We start from the raw sequence: 17,512 nt of genomic DNA on the forward strand, positions 1-17,512 counted from the left end.
GGCGCACCCGCGCTCACGCGCGGACCGGACAGTTCCGTCACGTAAGGCGCTGACCGTCCGCCGTCCGGTCGCCTACCGTTCCCCCATGACTCCCCGGATCGTCCTGTTCGGCGCCACCGGCCACACCGGTGGGCGGGTCGCGGCGGCGCTGGTAGCCCGCGGTGCGCACCCGGTGCTCGCCGGCCGCGACCCCGGCCGGCTGGGCGAGCTGGCCGATCGGCTCGGTGCCGACGGCGGCCCGCTGGAGACGGCGCGGGCCGACGTCACCGACGCCGGCTCGGTCCGCGCCCTGCTGTCGGCCGGGGACGTGCTGGTCAGCACCGTCGGCCCGTTCCTCCGCCTCGGCGAGCCGGCGGTCACCGCCGCGGTCGACGCCGGCGCGGTGTACCTGGACTCGACCGGCGAGCCGCCCTTCCTGCGCCGGGTGTTCGAGGAGTTCGGCCCCCGCGCCGAGCGCTCCGGCGCCGCCCTCCTCACCGCCTTCGGGCACGACTACGTGCCCGGCAACCTCGCCGCCGCGCTGGCCCTGGCCGATGCCGGGTCCCGCGCGCACCGGGTCGACGTCGGCTACGCCCTGGACGGGGTGCGCGGCCAGGCCTTCTCCCGCGGCACGTTCACCTCGCTGCTGGGCGTCGCGCTGGAGGAGGGGCACGCCTTCCGGGACGGCCGGCTGGTCGAGGAGCCGGCCGGCACCCGCACCTGGGTCTTCGACGCGGCCGGGCGCCGGCGCGAGGGGCTGTCGGTCGGCGGGTCGGAGCACCTCGCGCTGCCCGGGCTCGCGCCCACGCTGCGGGAGGTCGGTGTCTGCCTGGACTGGTTCGGCCCGGCCACCCCGGTCGCGCACCGGCTCGCGCCGCTGGCGCCCCGGCTGCGGCGGGTCCCCGGGGCGCAGGCCGGCCTGACCCGGCTCACCGACCTGGTCGCCGGCCGGTTCGCCGAGGCGCCGTCGGCGGGCGGGGAGGTGCGCACCACCGTCGTCGCCGAGGTCCGCGACGTCCGGGGCACCCGGGTGGCCCGGGCCGAGCTGACCGGCCCCGACCCCTACGCGATGACCGCCGACCTGCTCGCCTGGGGCGCGGTGCGCGCCGCCGCCGGCGGCGTGACCGGGGTCGGGGCCCTCGGACCGGTGCAGGCCTTCGGCCTGGCGGAGCTCACCGCCGGCGCCGCCACGGCGGGGCTGCTGCGGCGGTGACCATCCGGCTGGCCTGCGTCGACATCGGCTCGACCTGGACCAAGGCGGCGCTGGTCGAGCTGCCCGGCGGGCGGCTGCTGGACACCCGCCAGGCGCCCACCACCCCCGACGACGTCGTCGCCGGCGTGCTCGCCGCCACCGCCGGGTGGGACGCCGAGGTGCGCGCCTGCTCCAGCGCCGGGGGCGGGCTGCGGCTGGCGGTCGTCGGCTACGAGGAGCTGATCAGCGCCGAGGCCGGGCACCGGGCCGCGCTCTCCGCCGGCGCCAGGGTGGTGCACGTGGCCGCCGGTCGGCTCGACGGCGGTGCGCTGGCCGCGCTCGCGGACGCCAGCCCGGACGTCGTCCTGCTGGTCGGGGGCACCGACGGCGGCGACGCCACGGTGCTGCGGCACAACGCGGCGGCGCTGGCCGGGGTGGCGGCGCCCGCGCCGGTGGTGCTGGCCGGCAACGCCGCGGTCCGCGACGAGGTGGCCGCGGTGCTGACCGCCGCCGGCGCGCCCGTCACGGCGGTCGGCAACGTGCTGCCCGACATCGGGCTGCTCGCCCCGGAGCCGGCCCGCGCGGCGATCCGCGAGGTGTTCCTGACCCACGTCATCGGCGGGGACCGCTTGTCGGCCGACGCGCGGCTGCGCCGGTGGGTGCGCGCGGTCACCCCGGACGCGGTGCTCGACGGCGTCGCGGCGCTCGCCGCGCTGCGTGTGGACGCGGAGTGCCCGGGCGTGCTGGTGCTCGACGTCGGCGGGGCCACCACCGACGTGCACTGCGTGCCCGCGGTCGATGCCGAGCAAGCCGGGCTGCAGCGCGCGGCGGTCGGCGTGCCGGCCCGGCGGCGCACCGTGGAGGGCGACCTCGGGGTGCACAGCAGCGCCGGTGCCCTGCGCACCGCCGCCCGGGCCGAGGGGCTGGCCGACCCGGGCGAGGAGCCGCTGGCGCTGGGCGAGGCCGCGGCCGTCGTCGCGCTGCGCCGGCACCTGCGGGCGGAGGCCGGCTACGGGCCGGGCGGGGCCAGCGCGCGCGGGGTCGGGCTGGTCGTGCTCTCCGGCGGGGTCTTCCGGCACGCGGCACCGAACGACGTCGCCGCGGTCGTGGACCGGGTGGCCGCCGACCGGGGTGGTGCGGGCGGGGTGCTGGGGCGCGCCGACGTCGTCGTCGACACGCGGTACGTGCTGGCCGCCGCGGGGCTGCTGGCCGGCGACGAACCGGCGGCCGCCGCCGGACTGCTCGGCGCGCTGCTGCCGGGCTGAGTGCGGCTCAGCGGGCGAGAGTGCCTGCCCACGGACCCGAGGCGACGACGGCGAAGCCCGCGGCCTCGTCCGCGGCCATGTCGACCGCCGCGTAGCCGCCGCTGCCCGCGCCGACGCAGGCCTGCACGGTGGCCAGCCCGGCCCGCCGCTGGAAGAAGGTCTGCCGCACCTCCCAGCCGACCACCGCCCGCCGCTGCAGCACCACGTGCTCGCGCACCAGCCAGCCCGACCGCACCGCGAGCGTCGACCCGCCCGCCGCGTGCCCGAGCGAGGCGTACCGCGCCCGCGCGACCGGGTACGCCAGCACGGTCAGCACCCCGCCGACGGCCAGCAGCGGCCACCAGCCCGACCGTGCGGTGAGCACTGCCCCGGCCAGCAGGACGACGAGGGCGGGCACCAGCGCGCGCAGCACCAGGCGGCGCAGCGCGGCGCGCGGGTGCGGGCGCAGCGGCCCCGGGCTCGGCGCCAGGGCGTCGCTCAGCAGCCAGGCCTGGGCGCGGGGTCCCAGCGGCAGCAGCTGACCGCGGCGGGCGGCGTCGCCCAGGCCGGTGACCAGGGCGGTGGCCCGGGCGGCGCCGACCAGGCGCATGCCCAGCCCGTCGCTCACCGCGCAGCCGCGGATCCGGTCGACCTCCAGGTCGGTGTGCCGGCGGGTGAGCAGCCCGCGCTCGGCGACCAGCGACCCGCCGCGGCGGACCAGCCGGAACCGCCAGTTGACCACCGCGGCCCCCAGCACCGACGCGACCGCCAGCAGCACCAGTGCCCCGGCCACCACCGCGGCGATGAACCAGCCGTCGACGAGGTCCAGCTGCTCGACCCCGGGGGTCAGTTCGGGGACGAAGTCGTCGGGCAGCTCGTCGACCAGCCGGAACAGCGCGCCGACCGCGGCCAGCGGCACCACCAGGTAGGTGCCGATCAGCGGCGCGTACAGCAGCCAGCCGGGCCGCAGCCGCACCAGCTCCTCCTCGGCCGGCTCCGGCGCGGAGTGCCGGCCGGTGGCCACCGCGGGGGCCGCGTGCCGGTGGGAGAGCAGGTGCTCCCGCAACCGGTCGCCCTCGGCGCGGGGCACGCCGTCCACGACGAGCTCCTCGTCGTTCCCGGCGGCGCCGGCAGCGGCGTCGATCCGCACCCGGACCAGCCCGAACAGCCGGTGCAGCAGCGGGGTCTCGACCTCCACGCCCCGGATCCGGTCGATCGGCACGGTCCGGGTGGAGCGGGACACCAGCCCGCGGGTGACGACCACCGAGGTCTCCCCGGCGGCGTAGCTGAACCGCCACCAGGTCAGCGCGGCCCAGGCCAGCGACAGCACCGTCACCCCGACGACGAGCGCCGCGGCCGCCCAGGGCCCGCCGTCCAGCCCCCGGCCGGCGGCGACCGCCAGCGCGACCGGCACCAGCGAGCGGGCCTGCTTGAAGGTGACCGTGTGCACCAGCAGCACCCGCGGGGACGTGCGCCGGCCGACCGGGGCCGCCGGCTGGGGCGGCGCCGTCACGTGGCGACGTCCCGCACCTGCTCCGCGCGGCGGGCGAGGTCCTCGGCGACCTGCCGGGCGACGTCGACCTCCAGGTGCCAGATCCGCACCGTGCCCTGCGACGACGCGGTGAGCACCGAGACGGTGGCCAGGCCGAACATCGTCTGCAGCAGGCCGCGGTTGACGTCGACGGTCTGGATCCGCGAGATCGGCACCAGCGTCCAGGTGCGGTTCAGCCAGCCGGTGAGCGTGTAGACCGCCTCGCCGGTGACCTCCCACCGGTGCACCCGCCAGCGCAGCCGCGGCTGCACGCCGACGGCGAGGACCAGGTCGACGACGAGCAGGGCGACCGCGGCCCAGCGCAGCAGGCGCACCCAGCCGCCGGCGTCCAGCGGCACGAACAGCCAGAACGCGGCCACGGCGGCCGCCCAGAACAGCACGCCCAGCGCGCCCTGCACCGTCCACAGGCCGATGGCCGACCGGGACAGCGGCCAGGCGGGGTCCCGGGCCGGCAGGGGAGCGGACATCGCCGCCCATCCTCGCAGCACGGGGTGCCCGGCCCGCGTTCCGGCGCTCGGGGACGGGCGGCGCACGCATGCCACGATGGGGGGATGATGCCTCAGCAGATCCCGACCGTGCCGGCTGCCGAGGTCCCCGAGGACGCCGTCGTGCTGGACGTCCGCGAGGACGACGAGTGGGCCGCCGGGCACATCGAGGGCGCCACCCACATCCGGATGGGCGACGTGCCGGCGCGGCTGGACGAGGTGCCCGAGGGCGACCCGGTCTACGTCACCTGCCGCAGCGGCGGCCGCTCCGCCCGGGTGGCCGCGTGGCTGAACCAGAACGGCTACGACGCGGTGAACGTCGGCGGCGGCATGGGCGAGTGGGACGCCGCCGGCCGGCCGATGGTCAGCGAGACCGGCCGCCCGGCCTACGTCGTGTGACCCCTGAGGGCGAAAATGGCCATTTTCGCCCTCAGGAGGTGGCGGGGAACTCGGCGAAGCGGGCGCGCAGGTCCTTCTTGGAGAACTTGCCGACGCTGGTCTTCGGCACCTCGTCGATGAACTCGACCGCGTCGGGCAGCCACCAACTGGCCACCTGCGGCCGCACGTGGTCCAGGATCTCCTGCTCGGTGGCGGTCTCCCCGGCCTTCAGCACGACGCAGGCCAGCGGCCGCTCGCCCCACTTCGGGCTGGGGACCGCCACGACCGCGGCCTCGGCGACCGCCGGGTGGCTCATGATCGCGTTCTCCAGGTCGACCGAGGAGATCCACTCGCCGCCGGACTTGATCAGGTCCTTGGTGCGGTCGGCGATCCGGATGCTGCCGAAGGCGTCCATCGCCGCGACGTCGCCGGTCTTCATCCACCCGTCGGGCGTGGTCAGCTCGGTGCCGGCGTCGGCCTCGTAGTACTCCTGCGCGCACCACGGCCCGCGCACCTGCAGCTCGCCGGTGGCGACGTCGTCCCAGGGCAGCGGGTCGGTGGTGCCGGCCTCGACGATGCGCGCCTCCACCCCGAACAGCGGGATGCCCTGCCGCGCCCGCTGGGCGGTGATCGTCTCGGCGTCGGCGTCGTCGTACCGCCGGGCGAGCGTGCCGCCGGAGGCGACCGGGTGGGTCTCGGTCATGCCCCAGGCCTGGTAGATCGGCAGCCCGACCTGCTCCTCGTAGGCCCGGGACAGCGCGGGCGGCACCGCGGAGCCGCCGCAGCCGATCTTGCGCAGCCGGTGGGGGCGGCCGGCCAGGTGCGGCAGCATCCCCTGCCAGATGGTGGGCACCCCGGCGGTGAAGGTGACGCTCTCGGTGACGATCAGGTCGGCCAGCGCCTGCGGCTGCATCATCGGCCCGGGGAACACCATCGCCGCCCCGGCCGCCGGCGCCGCCTGCGCGATGCCCCAGGCGTTGGCGTGGAACATCGGGACGACGGGCATCGCGACGTCGTCGATCCCGATGCCGAAGCCGTTCGGCGCGACCACCGCCATCGTGTGCAGCACCGTCGAGCGGTGCGAGTAGACGACGCCCTTCGGGTTGCCGGTGGTGCCGCTCGTGTAGCACATCGCCGCGGCCGACCGCTCGTCCCGGACGTCGAACTCGACCGGCTCGGCGGCGGCGACGAGCTCCTCGTAGTCGTGCACCCGCGGGTCGTCGGGCACCTCGGCGTCCCCGCCGTCGTCCATCACCACCACGTGCCGGACGGTCGGCATCGTGTCGATCAGCGGCCAGAGCAGCGGGAGCACCGTGCGGTCGACGAAGACGACCTCGTCCTCGGCGTGGTTGGCGATGTAGGTCAGCTGCTCGGGGAAGAGCCGCACGTTGAGCGTGTGCAGCACCCGCCCGGTGCACGGGACGGCGAAGTAGAGCTCCAGGTGGCGGGCGGAGTTCCAGGCGAAGGTGCCCACCCGGCCGTCGGCGCTGACCCCCAGGGTGTCCAGGACGCCGCCCAGCCGCCGGGTGCGCCGTGCCCACTCGGCGTAGGTCGTGCGGGTCGGGCCGGTGGGGGAGTTGGTGACGATCGGGACGTCGCCGTGGTGGGCCTCGGCGTGCCGGAAGATCGTGTCGATCGTGAGAGGGACGTCCTGCATCAGCCCGCGCATGGCCGCATGGTGCCAGTGACGCCGCTCACGATCCACTGGGGCAGGATCGATCCGTGACGAATGCGCGGGGGCAGGTCATCCAGGTCGACGGCGACCGGCTCGTCGGATCCGACGGCGGCACCGTGGTGCTCCGCGGCACGAGCCTCGGCGGCTGGCTGAACATGGAGAACTTCATCACCGGCTTCCCGGGGACGGAGTCCCAGCAGCGGCGCGCGCTGCGGGCCGCGCTGGGCGAGGAGGGGTACGACCGGTTCTCCGGCCGCTTCCTCGACGACTTCTTCACCGACGCCGACGCGCAGTACCTGGCCTCGCTCGGGCTGAACTGCGTGCGCATCCCGTTCAGCTACCGGCACTTCGAGGACGACATGCGCCCGGGGGAGCTGAAGGCCGAGGGGTTCCGCCGGCTGGACCAGGCCGTCGACGCCTGCGCCCGCGCCGGGATCCACAGCATCCTCGACCTGCACGCCGTCCCCGGCGCGCAGAACCAGCACTGGCACAGCGACAACCCGACCCACTGGGCGCACTTCTGGACCCACCGGCACTTCCAGGACCGCGTCGTCGGCCTGTGGGAGGCGCTCGCCGAGCACTACCGCGGCAACCCGTGGGTGGCCGGCTACAACCCGGTCAACGAGCCCGGCGACGCCGTCGGCGAGGCGATCGGCCCGTTCTACCGGCGGCTGGAGGCCGCGATCCGCGCCGTCGACCCCGACCACGTGCTGTTCCTCGACGGCAACCGCTACTCCACCCAGTTCGACCAGCTCGGCGACCCGCTGCCCAACACCGTCTACACCGCGCACGACTACGCCCTGCCGGGCTTCGTCGACGGCGGCCCGTACCCGGGGCTGAGCCGCGGCAGGTTCGTCGACCGGGGCGTCGTCGAGCAGACGTTCCTGGAGCGGACGGCGTACATGCGCGAGACCGGGACGCCGATCTGGGTCGGTGAGTTCGGGCCGGTCTACACCGGCGACCCCGCCCGGGACGCCCAGCGGTACCAGCTGCTCCGCGACCAGCTCGAGCTCTACCGCGAGCACGGCGCGAGCTGGGCGCTGTGGACCTACAAGGACATCGGCCTGCAGGGCCTGGTCACCGTCCCGCCCACCTCGCCCTACCTGGAACGGATCGCCCCGGTGCTGGCGAAGAAGGCCCGGCTGGGCGTCGACTCCTGGGGCTCGACCGACGCCGGCGTCCGCGACGTGCTGGCGCCGATCGAGGAGCTCGTCGCCCGGGAGTTCCCCGACTTCCAGCCCTACCCCTGGGGTCAGCAGCGGTGGGTCCACGGCATCGTCCGGCACGTGCTGCTCGCCGAGGCGATGGTCGGTGACTTCGGGGCCGCGTTCACCGGGGTGCCGCCGGCGGAGGCCGAGGAGCTGGCCGGGGCGTTCGCCTTCGACCGCTGCGTCGTCCGGGAGCCGCTGGCGCAGCTGCTGCGCGACTCCGCGTGATCCGGCGGGCGCCTCCGCAGGCGGGCCGGTGGGTGCGGCGGCCGGGTGAACGACTCGTGACACGACTGTGACAACGATCGGGTCACTGAGCTTGACGAACCACGGTTGTTAGCGCTCACACTGTCTCAGCTCGCACCGAGGCGGGCCTGCGCCATCGGGCGGCAGATGTCTCGAAGGAGAGATGTGGCAGTGAACAAGAAGCTGGGCCTCACCGCCCTGGGCGCCACGCTGGCGCTCACCCTCGCCGCATGTGGCGGCGAGGGCGCCGGCAGCACCAACGACACCGCGGACTCGGCTCCCGAGGACCTCACCATCGGCGTCTCGATGCCGACCGAGACCTCCGAGCGCTGGATCGCCGACGGCGCCAACGTCGAGTCCCAGCTCGAGGACGCCGGGTACCAGGTCGAGCTGCTCTACGCGGGTGACGACATCCCCACCCAGTCCCAGCAGATCGACCAGATGATCGCCCAGGGCGCCGACGCGCTGATCGTCGCCGCGATCGACGGCACCGCGCTCAGCGCGCAGCTGCAGAACGCCGCCGACCAGGGCATCCCGGTGATCAGCTACGACCGGCTGATCCGGGAGACCGAGAACGTCGACTTCTACGTCAGCTTCGACAACTTCAAGGTCGGCGTCGCGCAGGGCACCGCCCTGCTGACCGGCCTGGGTGTCACCGACGAGGAGGGCAACGACGCCGGGGCCACCGGCCCGTTCAACATCGAGCTGTTCGCCGGCTCGCTGGACGACAACAACGCCGGGTTCTTCTTCGACGGCGCGATGTCGGTGCTGCAGCCCTACATCGACAGCGGTGTGCTGGTCGTCAAGTCCGGCCAGACCGGCATCGAGCAGGCCGCCACGCTGCGCTGGTCGCAGGAGACCGCGCAGCGGCGCATGGAGGACCTGCTGACCTCCAGCTACAACGACGGCTCGGTCGTCAACGGCGTGCTGTCGCCCTACGACGGCATCTCCCGCGGCATCATCACCGCCCTGCAGAACGCCGGATACGGCCCGACGCAGGACGCGCAGCCCCGGCCGATGCCGGTGATCACCGGGCAGGACGCCGAGATCGCCTCGGTCAAGCTGATCGCCGACGGCGTGCAGGACTCGACGATCTTCAAGGACACCCGGCTGCTGGCCGAGCAGGCCGTCGCCGCCGCGACCGCCTACCTCGAGGGCGAGGAGCCGGAGGCCAACGACACCGACACGTACGACAACGGTGTCAAGGTCGTCCCGTCCTACCTGCTGCCGATCGAGACGGTCTACCAGGACGACATCCAGTCGGTCCTGATCGACTCCGGCTACTACACGGCCGAAGAGGTTGCCGCCGGTCAGACCAACTGACCTCAGCACCCCGGTCCCGGCCGGGTCCGGCAGCACGCTGCCGGACCCGGCCGTTCCCACCCCGCCACCTGCCCGCAGGTAGCCATCCGAGTCACCCGCACTCGGTCCACCCATCCCGTGTGAACGACAAGGACGACGGAGTCCCATGGACGACAACATCCTGGAGATGCGCTCCATCACCAAGACCTTCCCCGGCGTCAAGGCGCTGGAGGACGTGTCGCTGACCGTGCGCCGCGGCGAGGTCCACGCGATCTGCGGGGAGAACGGCGCGGGCAAGTCCACGCTGATGAAGGTGCTCTCCGGCGTGTACCCGGCCGGCAGCTACGACGGCGACATCGTCTTCGAGGGCGAGGTCAGCCGCTTCTCCGGCATCCGCGACAGCGAGCACGCCGGCATCGCGATCATCCACCAGGAGCTCGCCCTGGTGCCCTACCTCTCGATCGCCGAGAACATCTTCCTGGGCAACGAGCGCCGCGGCCGCGGCGGCCTGATCAACTGGAACAAGGTCAACGCCGAGGCCGGTGAGCTGCTGAGGTCCGTGGGGCTGCGCGAGAACGCGATCACCCCGGTCGGGCAGCTCGGCGTCGGCAAGCAGCAGCTGGTCGAGATCGCCAAGGCGCTGTCCAAGGACGTGAAGCTGCTGATCCTCGACGAGCCCACCGCGGCGCTCAACGACAGCGACTCCGAGCACCTGCTGGGCCTGCTGCGCACGCTGCAGCAGCGCGGGATCACCTCGATCATCATCTCGCACAAGCTGAACGAGATCACCGCGATCGCGGACAACGTGACGATCATCCGGGACGGGCAGACCGTCGAGACGCTGAGCCTGCACGCCGGCGAGGTCACCCAGGACCGGATCATCCGCGGCATGGTCGGCCGCGACCTGGAGTCCTACTACCCCGAGCGCGAGTCGCACCCGGGCGAGGAGGTCCTCCGCGTCGAGGACTGGACGGTCAAGCACCCCACCCAGGAGCGCCTGGTCGTCGACCACGCCAGCTTCAACGTCCGGGCCGGCGAGGTCGTCGGCATCGCCGGGCTCATGGGCGCCGGGCGCACCGAGCTCGCGATGAGCATCTTCGGCCGCTCCTACGGCCGGCACGTCTCCGGGCGGGTGTTCATGCACGGCAAGGAGGTGAAGACCCGCAACGTCGCCGAGGCGATCGACAACGGGATCGCCTACGCCACCGAGGACCGCAAGAAGTACGGGCTCAACCTGATCGAGGACATCCGGCGCAACATCTCCGCCGCGGGGCTCGGCAAGCTGTCCCGCCGCGGCTGGGTGAACGGCAACGAGGAGACCAAGGTCGCCGAGTCCAGCCGGAAGAGCATGAACATCAAGGCGCCCAGCGTCTCCTCGATCGTGGGCAAGCTGTCGGGCGGCAACCAGCAGAAGGTCGTGCTGTCCAAATGGCTGTACACGGACCCGGACGTGCTCATCCTCGACGAGCCCACCCGCGGCATCGACGTGGGCGCCAAGTACGAGATCTACACCATCATCAACCGGCTCGTGGCGGCCGGTAAGGCCGTCGTCGTCATCTCGTCCGAGCTGCCCGAGCTGCTCGGCACCTGTGACCGCGTCTACACGCTGTCCGCCGGCCGGATCACCGGTGAGGTGCCGGTGCGTGAGGCCACCCAGGAGAGCCTGATGGCGCTCATGACCAAGGAGAGGGAGCTCGCAGCATGACCAGGACCGTTTCCCCGCAGGCGGGCGAGACCCCGCCGAACGCGGAATTCACGCCCGCCCCCGAGGGGCAGAGCGGTTCGGGTGACCTGCGGGAGTTCCTCCGCAGCAACCTGCGCCAGAGCGGCATCTACGTCGCGTTCGTCGCGATCGTCGCCCTCTTCGCGATCCTGACCGACGGCACCCTGCTCGCCGCCGGCAACCTGACCAACCTGGTCCTGCAGTACTCCTACATCCTGGTGCTGGCGATCGGCATGGTCATCGTGATCATCGCCGGTCACATCGACCTGTCCGTGGGGTCGGTGGTCGCGCTCACGGGTGCCGTCTCCGCCGTGCTGGTCATCCAGCAGGGCTGGCCCTGGTGGGCCGGGGCGCTGGCCGCGATCGCCGTCGGCCTGGCCGTCGGCGCGTGGCACGGCTTCTGGGTCGCCTACGTCGGCATCCCGGCGTTCATCGTGACCCTCGCCGGCATGCTGCTGTTCCGCGGGCTCACCCTGCAGGTGCTGGACAACGTCTCGCTCTCGCCGTTCCCGGCCGAGTACCGGGAGATCGCCAGCGGGTTCCTCAACGGCCTGCTCGGCGGCTACGGCTACGACACCTTCACGCTGCTGATCGGTGCCATCGCGGTCGCCGGCTACGCGGTGAGCGGCTGGCGCTCCCGTGCCGCGCGGGTCCGGTACGGGCAGCCGGTCGAGTCGCTGGCGCTGTTCATCCTGAAGGTCGTCGCCGTCGGCGCGGTCGTGATGGCCTTCGCCTGGCAGCTGGCGAACGCCCGCGGCCTGCCCATCGTGCTGATCATCCTGGGCGTGCTCGCCATGGCCTACGGCCTGATCACCAAGAAGACCGTGTTCGGCCGCCAGGTCTACGCCATCGGCGGCAACCTCTCCGCCGCCACGCTGTCCGGCGTCAAGGTGCGGGCGGTCAACTTCTGGATCTTCGTCAACATGGGCTTCCTGGCCGCGATCGCCGGGATCATCTACTCCTCGCGCTCCAACGGTGCCCAGCCCGCGGCGGGGGAGATGTTCGAGCTCGACGCGATCGCCGCGGCGTTCATCGGTGGCGCGGCCGTCACCGGCGGTGTCGGCACGGTGGTCGGGGCGATGGTCGGTGGTCTGATCATGGCCGTCATGAGCAACGGCATGTCGCTGCTGGGCGTCGACCAGTCGCTCCAGTCGGTCGTCAAGGGGCTCGTGCTCCTGCTCGCCGTCGCGTTCGACGTCTACAACAAGCGCCGGGCGGGCTCCGGACGCTGACGCGGTTCTGCCCCGCCGTCGACGTGGACGGCGGGGTCGCCGGACCGGGGGTGGCATCGGCGCCGTCCCCACGGGAGGGAGCACGGTGCTCACGCAGGAACCGGCCCGCGCGCGGGCGATGTCGGACGTGGCCGCGCACGCCGGCGTCTCCCACCAGACCGTGTCCCGGGTGGTCAACGGGCACCCCAACGTCGCACCGGCCACCAGGGCGCGGGTGCTCCAGGCCATCGCGGAGCTGGGCTACCGGCCCAACACCGCGGCCCGCGCCCTGGTGACCGGGTCCACCCGCACCCTGGGCCTGGTCATCTCGCACATCAACCAGTACGGCCCGGCGCAGACGCTGCTCGGCCTGGAGAAGGCCGCGCGGGCCGCGGGCTACTCGCTGGGCGTCGCCGTCCTCGACGAGGACAGCGAGGCGGCGATGCGCGAGGCCGTCGACCGCTTCGTGGCGCAGTCGGTCGACGCGGTCGTCGCGCTGTCCACCTACGGCCAGGCGGTCGACGCGCTCCGCCGGTTCGAGTCGCCGGTGCCGCTGATCGCGGTGCAGGTCGGGCGGGACGAGAGCCGGCCCACCGTCTGGGTCGACCAGCAGGTGGGCGCAGGCCTGGCCACCCGGCACCTGCTCTCGCTCGGGCACCGCACCGTGCACCACGTGACCGGCCCGCCGGACTCCCTGGAGGCCCGCGGGCGCGTGATCGGCTGGCAGACCGAGCTCGAGGCGGTCGGGGCGCCGGTGCCCGCGCTGCTGCACGGCACCTGGCTGGCGTCCTCCGGGCACGCCGCCGGGCTCGAGCTGGCCCGCCGGGCGCGGTCGGGCGAGGACGTCACCGCCGTCTTCGTGGCCAACGACCAGATGGCGCTCGGCCTGCTGAACGCGCTGCACCGGTCGGGGCTGTCGGTCCCGGGGGACGTGAGCGTCGTCGGCTTCGACGACATCCCCGAGGCGGCCTACTTCACCCCGCCGCTGACCACCGTCCGGCAGGACTTCGCCGAGCTGGGCCGCCGGGGCGTGCAGCTGGTGCTCTCCCGGCTGCGCGGCGAGCAGGGGGAGTCCCAGCCGGTGCTGCCCGCGCTCGTCGTCCGGGAGACGACGGGCCCGGCGCCCGCCCGGTGACCGCCCCCACCCCCGCTTCCCCGGGTGGCTTGACCTGCATGCTTGTTAGCGCTAACAATCGCTCTCCGCGCCGCATCCCACAGGCGCCTGCACCGCTGGCACCAGGGCGGTCGGCAGTGGGCGGAAGGGACTCCTGGACATGACCACGGCTGCTGCCGCAGCGATCACCTCGGACCGTACGGCCCTGGGGATCGAGCTCGGATCGACCCGGATCAAGGCGGTGCTGATCGGCCCGGACCACGCCCCGCTGGCGGTGGGGAGCTCCGACTGGGAGAACCAGCTCGTCGACCGGCTGTGGACCTACTCGCTGGAGGCCGTCTGGGCCGGGGTGCAGCAGAGCGTCGCCGCCCTCGCCGGGGACGTGCGGGAACGCCACGGCGTCGAGCTGTCCGGCGTCGGCGCGCTCGGGGTGTCGGCGATGATGCACGGCTACCTGGCCTTCGACGCCGACGGCGAGCTGCTCACGCCGTTCCGCACCTGGCGCAACACCAACACCGGCCGGTCGGCGGAGCGGCTCAGCGCGGAGTTCGGGGTCAACATCCCGCACCGCTGGAGCGTGGCCCACCTCTACCAGGCCGTTCTCGACCGCGAGGAGCACGTCGGCCGGATCGACCACCTGACGACGCTGGCCGGCTACGTGCACTGGCGGCTCACCGGGGAGAAGGTGCTCGGGGTCGGCGACGCCAGCGGCATGTTCCCGATCGACGCCGCCACCGGTGCGTACGACGCCACGATGCTGGCCCGCTTCGACCAGCTGGCCGCCGAGGCCGGGGTGGAGCTGGACCTCGCCGGGCTGCTGCCCGGGATCGCCCGTGCCGGCCAGCCGGCCGGTCAGCTCACCGAGGCCGGGGCCGCCCTGCTCGACCCGGCCGGACGGCTGCGGGCCGGCGTGCCGCTGTGCCCCCCGGAGGGGGACGCCGGCACGGGCATGGTCGCCACCAACTCGGTCGCGCCGCGCACCGGCAACGTCTCCGCCGGTACGTCGGTCTTCGCGATGGTCGTGCTGGAGGGCGAGCTGGGCCAGGTGCACCGCGAGCTGGACCTGGTCACCACGCCGGCCGGCGACCCGGTGGCGATGGTGCACTGCAACAACGGGGCCAGCGAGCTCGACGCCTGGGCCGGGTTGTTCACCCAGTTCGCCCGGGCGCTGGGCGCCGAGGCCGACTCCGAGCAGGTGTTCCGCACCCTCTTCACCGCCGCGCTGGACGGGGCGGCCGACTGCGGCGGCATGCTCGCCTACAACTACCTCTCCGGTGAGCCCATCACCGACCTCGAGGAGGGGCGCCCGCTCTTCCTGCGGTCCCCGGACAGCCCGCTCGACCTGGGCACCTTCATGCGGACCCACCTCTTCTCGTCCCTGGCGACGCTGCGGATCGGCATGGACGTGCTGCAGAAGGCCGAGGGCGTGCGGCTGGACCGGATGTTCGCCCACGGCGGGCTGTTCAAGACCGAGGGCGTGGGGCAGCGTTTCCTCGCCGCCGCGATCGACACCCCGGTGTCGGTCGGGGACGTCGCGGCCGAGGGCGGGGCCTGGGGGATCGCCGTGCTGGCGGCCTTCGCCACCGGGCGCGCCCCGGAGCAGAGCCTCACCGACTACCTGGACACCACGGTCTTCGCCGGCACCAGCCTGCAGACCCTCGAGCCCGACCCGGCCGACGTCGCCGGCTTCGACGCCTTCATGCACCGCTACGTCGCCGGCCTCCCGGTCGAGCGGGCCGCCGTCGAGCACGTGGCCGTCGGGACCCCGACCACCCCCGAGAACCAGGAGCAGCCGGCATGACCGCCCCCACCGAGCACGGGACGCATCAGACGCAGCGCGCGCACGTCGCCCACCTGCACTCGTACCTGACCCGCTACGAGCTGGTCACATGGACCTCGGGCAACGTGTCCGAGCGGGTGCCCGGCGAGGACCTGTTCGTCATCAAGGGCAGCGGTGTCGAGTACGACCAGCTGACCTGGGAGGGCATCACCGTCTGCGACCTGGACGGCAACGCCGTCGACGGCGTCCGGGCCCCGTCGTCCGACACGGCGGCGCACGCGTACGTGTACCGGAACATGCCCGAGGTCAACGGCCAGGTGCACACGCACAGCACCTACGCCGCGGCCTGGGCGGCCCGGCACGAGGAGATCCCGTGCGTGCTCACCGCGATGGCCGACGAGTTCGGCGGGCCGATCCCGGTCGGGCCGTTCGCGCTGATCGGTGACGACTCCATCGGCCAGGGCATCGTCGCGACGCTGCAGGGGCACCGATCCCCGGCGGTGCTGATGAAGAACCACGGCGTGTTCACCATCGGCCCCTCGGCCAAGGCCGCGGTCAAGGCCGCCGTCATGACCGAGGACGTCGCCCGCACCGTGCACCTGTCCCGCCAGCTCGGCGAGCCGGTGCCGATCGCGCAGGCCGACATCGACTCGCTCTACGCCCGCTACCAGAACGTCTACGGCCAGCGCTGACGCGCGGGCCACGAGGAAGGACCAGCACGTGAGCTTCGAGGACAACGAGGTCTGGTTCCTCACCGGCAGCCAGGGGCTGTACGGCGAGGAGACCCTGCAGCAGGTGGCCGAGCAGTCCCAGCGGGTGGCGGCCACCCTCGACGGGTCGAGCGACGTCCCCGTCCGGGTGGTGTGGAAGCCGGTGCTCACCGACGCGGGCGCCATCCGCCGCGTCATGGGCGAGGCCAACGAGGACCCGGCCTGCATCGGCGTCATCACCTGGATGCACACCTTCTCCCCGGCGAAGATGTGGATCTCCGGGCTGGACGCGCTGCGCAAGCCGCTGCTGCACCTGCACACCCAGGCCGACGCCGCCCTCCCGTGGGCGACGATCGACATGGACTTCATGAACCTCAACCAGGCCGCCCACGGCGACCGGGAGTACGGGTTCATGCTCACCCGGTTGCGCACCCCGCGGACCACGGTCGCCGGGCACGTCAGCAACCCGCGGGTGGCGCGGCGGGTCGGCTCGTGGGCGCGCGCGGCCGCCGGTGCCGCCGCCGCCCGCGGCCTCAAGCTGGCCCGCTTCGGCGACAACATGCGGAACGTGGCGGTGACCGAGGGGGACAAGGTCGAGGCGGAGATCCGCTTCGGCATGTCGGTCAACACCTGGGGCGTGAACGACCTGGTCGCCGCCGTCGAGCGCGTGGCCGAGCCCGCCATCGACGCCGTCATCGCGGAGTACGCCGACCTCTACGAGATGGACGCCGACCTGCGTCCCGGCGGCGACCGGCACCACAGCGTCCGGTACCAGGCCCGGATCGAGGTGGCGCTGCGGCAGTTCCTGACCGAGGGCGGCTTCGGGGCGTTCACCACCAACTTCGAGGACCTCGGCGGGCTGCGGCAGCTGCCGGGCCTCGCCGTCCAGCGGCTGATGGCCGACGGGTACGGCTTCGGCGGGGAGGGTGACTGGAAGACCTCCGCCCTGCTGCGGGTGCTCAAGGTCGCCGGCGCCGGGCTGCCCGGCGGCACCTCCTTCATGGAGGACTACACCTACGACCTGGCGGTCGACCGGCCCACCATCCTCGGTGCGCACATGCTCGAGGTGTGCCCGACGATCGCCGGGGCCCGGCCGCGCCTGGAGGTGCACCCGCTCGGCATCGGCGGCCGCGAGGACCCGGCCCGCCTGGTGTTCACCGCCGCCCCCGCCGCCGGCGTCACCATCGGCTGGTCCGACCTGGGTGACCGGTTCCGCTGGGTGGCCAACGAGGTCGACGTCGTCGAGCCCGCCGAGGCGCTGCCGAACCTGCCCGTCGCGCGGGCCGTGTGGGCGCCCCGGCCGGACTTCGAGACGGCGACCGAGGGCTGGCTCACCGCCGGCGGCCCGCACCACACGGTGCTGACCACCCAGCTGGGCGCCGACGAGCTGACCGACCTGGCGGAGGTGTTCGGCACCGAGCTGGTGCTCATCGACGCCGACACCACCCGGCGCAGCCTGGCCAAGGAGCTGCGCTGGAGCGCGGCCTACCACCGGCTGGCGCAGCGCCTCTGAGACCCCCGGCCGCCCGTCGCCGTTCCCCCGTGCGGCGGCGGGTGGCCGGGCTCCACGACCGACGCCCCCACCCGGCCCGACCGGGTGGGGGCGTCGTCGCGTCAAGGTGCCGACCTCCAACGCATGACGGCAGAAGTAGCGCGGACCGTCGCACACGGCCTGCGAGCACCCGGGTGACGACCATCGCGAAAACCTCTCGC

At 73.7% G+C, this 17,512-nt stretch carries 14 protein-coding genes; 11 read left to right on the plus strand and 3 right to left on the minus strand.

What is annotated here, in order from left to right:
* The first annotated feature begins 85 nt into the window (after positions 1 to 85).
* Together JD78_RS18580 and JD78_RS18585 are read left to right on the plus strand one after the other, a co-directional pair.
* Entirely contained in the window at positions 86 to 1,192 is a 1,107-nt protein-coding gene (locus tag JD78_RS18580) for a saccharopine dehydrogenase family protein (protein ID WP_153361453.1), read from the plus strand.
* On the plus strand, positions 1,189 to 2,436 hold the full coding sequence (locus JD78_RS18585) for a glutamate mutase L (RefSeq protein WP_208104153.1): 1,248 nt from the start codon (positions 1,189 to 1,191) through the stop codon (positions 2,434 to 2,436). Before JD78_RS18580 ends, JD78_RS18585 begins: the two co-directional genes overlap by 4 nt.
* 7 nt (positions 2,437 to 2,443) lie before the next feature.
* Here the strand turns inward: JD78_RS18585 and JD78_RS18590 are convergent, their stop codons facing one another.
* Positions 2,444 to 3,928: a PH domain-containing protein gene (locus tag JD78_RS18590; protein ID WP_153361452.1), complete on the minus strand. Its 1,485-nt coding sequence runs from the start codon at positions 3,926 to 3,928 to the stop codon at positions 2,444 to 2,446.
* On the minus strand, positions 3,925 to 4,434 hold the full coding sequence (locus tag JD78_RS18595; RefSeq protein WP_153361451.1) for a PH domain-containing protein: 510 nt from the start codon (positions 4,432 to 4,434) through the stop codon (positions 3,925 to 3,927). The genes JD78_RS18590 and JD78_RS18595 overlap by 4 nt, the downstream gene beginning before the upstream one ends.
* 84 nt (positions 4,435 to 4,518) lie before the next feature.
* Here JD78_RS18595 and JD78_RS18600 point away from each other — a divergent pair, with 84 nt between their 5' ends.
* Positions 4,519 to 4,851 (plus strand): rhodanese-like domain-containing protein, encoded by a 333-nt coding sequence (locus tag JD78_RS18600; protein WP_153361450.1) that lies wholly within the window; start codon positions 4,519 to 4,521, stop codon positions 4,849 to 4,851.
* A gap of 31 nt (positions 4,852 to 4,882) precedes the next feature.
* On the opposite strand, the gene JD78_RS18605 is transcribed toward JD78_RS18600, so the two are convergent.
* The gene (locus JD78_RS18605; RefSeq protein WP_153361449.1) at positions 4,883 to 6,499 is read right to left on the minus strand and encodes a long-chain fatty acid--CoA ligase; all 1,617 of its coding nucleotides are present in this window, start codon (positions 6,497 to 6,499) and stop codon (positions 4,883 to 4,885) included.
* A 53-nt stretch (positions 6,500 to 6,552) separates the two neighbouring features.
* On the opposite strand from JD78_RS18605, the gene JD78_RS18610 reads away from it, so the two are divergent.
* The 8 genes from JD78_RS18610 to araA all read left to right on the plus strand — a co-directional run bounded on the left by JD78_RS18610 (position 6,553) and on the right by araA (position 17,312).
* Positions 6,553 to 7,941, plus strand: a complete 1,389-nt coding sequence (locus JD78_RS18610; RefSeq protein WP_153361448.1) for a glycoside hydrolase family 5 protein — start codon at positions 6,553 to 6,555, stop codon at positions 7,939 to 7,941.
* A 189-nt stretch (positions 7,942 to 8,130) separates the two neighbouring features.
* The gene (gene chvE, locus JD78_RS18615) at positions 8,131 to 9,282 is read left to right on the plus strand and encodes a multiple monosaccharide ABC transporter substrate-binding protein (protein WP_228395281.1); all 1,152 of its coding nucleotides are present in this window, start codon (positions 8,131 to 8,133) and stop codon (positions 9,280 to 9,282) included.
* Between the two features lie 145 nt (positions 9,283 to 9,427).
* Positions 9,428 to 10,966, plus strand: coding sequence for a multiple monosaccharide ABC transporter ATP-binding protein (gene mmsA, locus JD78_RS18620; RefSeq protein ID WP_153361446.1), 1,539 nt, complete (start codon positions 9,428 to 9,430; stop codon positions 10,964 to 10,966).
* Positions 10,963 to 12,216: a multiple monosaccharide ABC transporter permease gene (mmsB, locus tag JD78_RS18625; RefSeq protein ID WP_153361445.1), complete on the plus strand. Its 1,254-nt coding sequence runs from the start codon at positions 10,963 to 10,965 to the stop codon at positions 12,214 to 12,216. The genes mmsA and mmsB overlap by 4 nt, the downstream gene beginning before the upstream one ends.
* Positions 12,217 to 12,301: 85 nt before the next feature.
* Complete coding sequence (locus JD78_RS18630) at positions 12,302 to 13,330, plus strand: LacI family DNA-binding transcriptional regulator (protein ID WP_228395280.1); 1,029 nt, start codon at positions 12,302 to 12,304, stop codon at positions 13,328 to 13,330.
* A 139-nt stretch (positions 13,331 to 13,469) separates the two neighbouring features.
* Positions 13,470 to 15,110 (plus strand): xylulokinase, encoded by a 1,641-nt coding sequence (locus tag JD78_RS18635; RefSeq protein WP_153361444.1) that lies wholly within the window; start codon positions 13,470 to 13,472, stop codon positions 15,108 to 15,110.
* Complete coding sequence (locus JD78_RS18640; protein ID WP_153361443.1) at positions 15,107 to 15,781, plus strand: L-ribulose-5-phosphate 4-epimerase; 675 nt, start codon at positions 15,107 to 15,109, stop codon at positions 15,779 to 15,781. Before JD78_RS18635 ends, JD78_RS18640 begins: the two co-directional genes overlap by 4 nt.
* 28 nt (positions 15,782 to 15,809) lie before the next feature.
* The gene (gene araA, locus JD78_RS18645; RefSeq protein ID WP_153361442.1) at positions 15,810 to 17,312 is read left to right on the plus strand and encodes an L-arabinose isomerase; all 1,503 of its coding nucleotides are present in this window, start codon (positions 15,810 to 15,812) and stop codon (positions 17,310 to 17,312) included.
* Positions 17,313 to 17,512 lie beyond the last annotated feature (200 nt).

It is taken from the genome of Modestobacter roseus, assembly GCF_007994135.1.
In the GTDB taxonomy this organism is placed as follows: Bacteria; Actinomycetota; Actinomycetes; order Mycobacteriales; family Geodermatophilaceae; genus Modestobacter; species Modestobacter roseus.

Coding starts and splice junctions, on each gene's coding strand:
- JD78_RS18580 (WP_153361453.1), top strand. CDS start 86: ATGACTCCCCGGATCGTCCTGTTCGGCGCCACCGGCCACACCGGTGGG.
- JD78_RS18595 (WP_153361451.1), bottom strand. CDS start 4,434: ATGTCCGCTCCCCTGCCGGCCCGGGACCCCGCCTGGCCGCTGTCCCGG.
- JD78_RS18600 (WP_153361450.1), top strand. CDS start 4,519: ATGATGCCTCAGCAGATCCCGACCGTGCCGGCTGCCGAGGTCCCCGAG.
- JD78_RS18605 (WP_153361449.1), bottom strand. CDS start 6,499: ATGCGCGGGCTGATGCAGGACGTCCCTCTCACGATCGACACGATCTTC.
- mmsA (WP_153361446.1), top strand. CDS start 9,428: ATGGACGACAACATCCTGGAGATGCGCTCCATCACCAAGACCTTCCCC.
- mmsB (WP_153361445.1), top strand. CDS start 10,963: ATGACCAGGACCGTTTCCCCGCAGGCGGGCGAGACCCCGCCGAACGCG.
- JD78_RS18635 (WP_153361444.1), top strand. CDS start 13,470: ATGACCACGGCTGCTGCCGCAGCGATCACCTCGGACCGTACGGCCCTG.
- JD78_RS18640 (WP_153361443.1), top strand. CDS start 15,107: ATGACCGCCCCCACCGAGCACGGGACGCATCAGACGCAGCGCGCGCAC.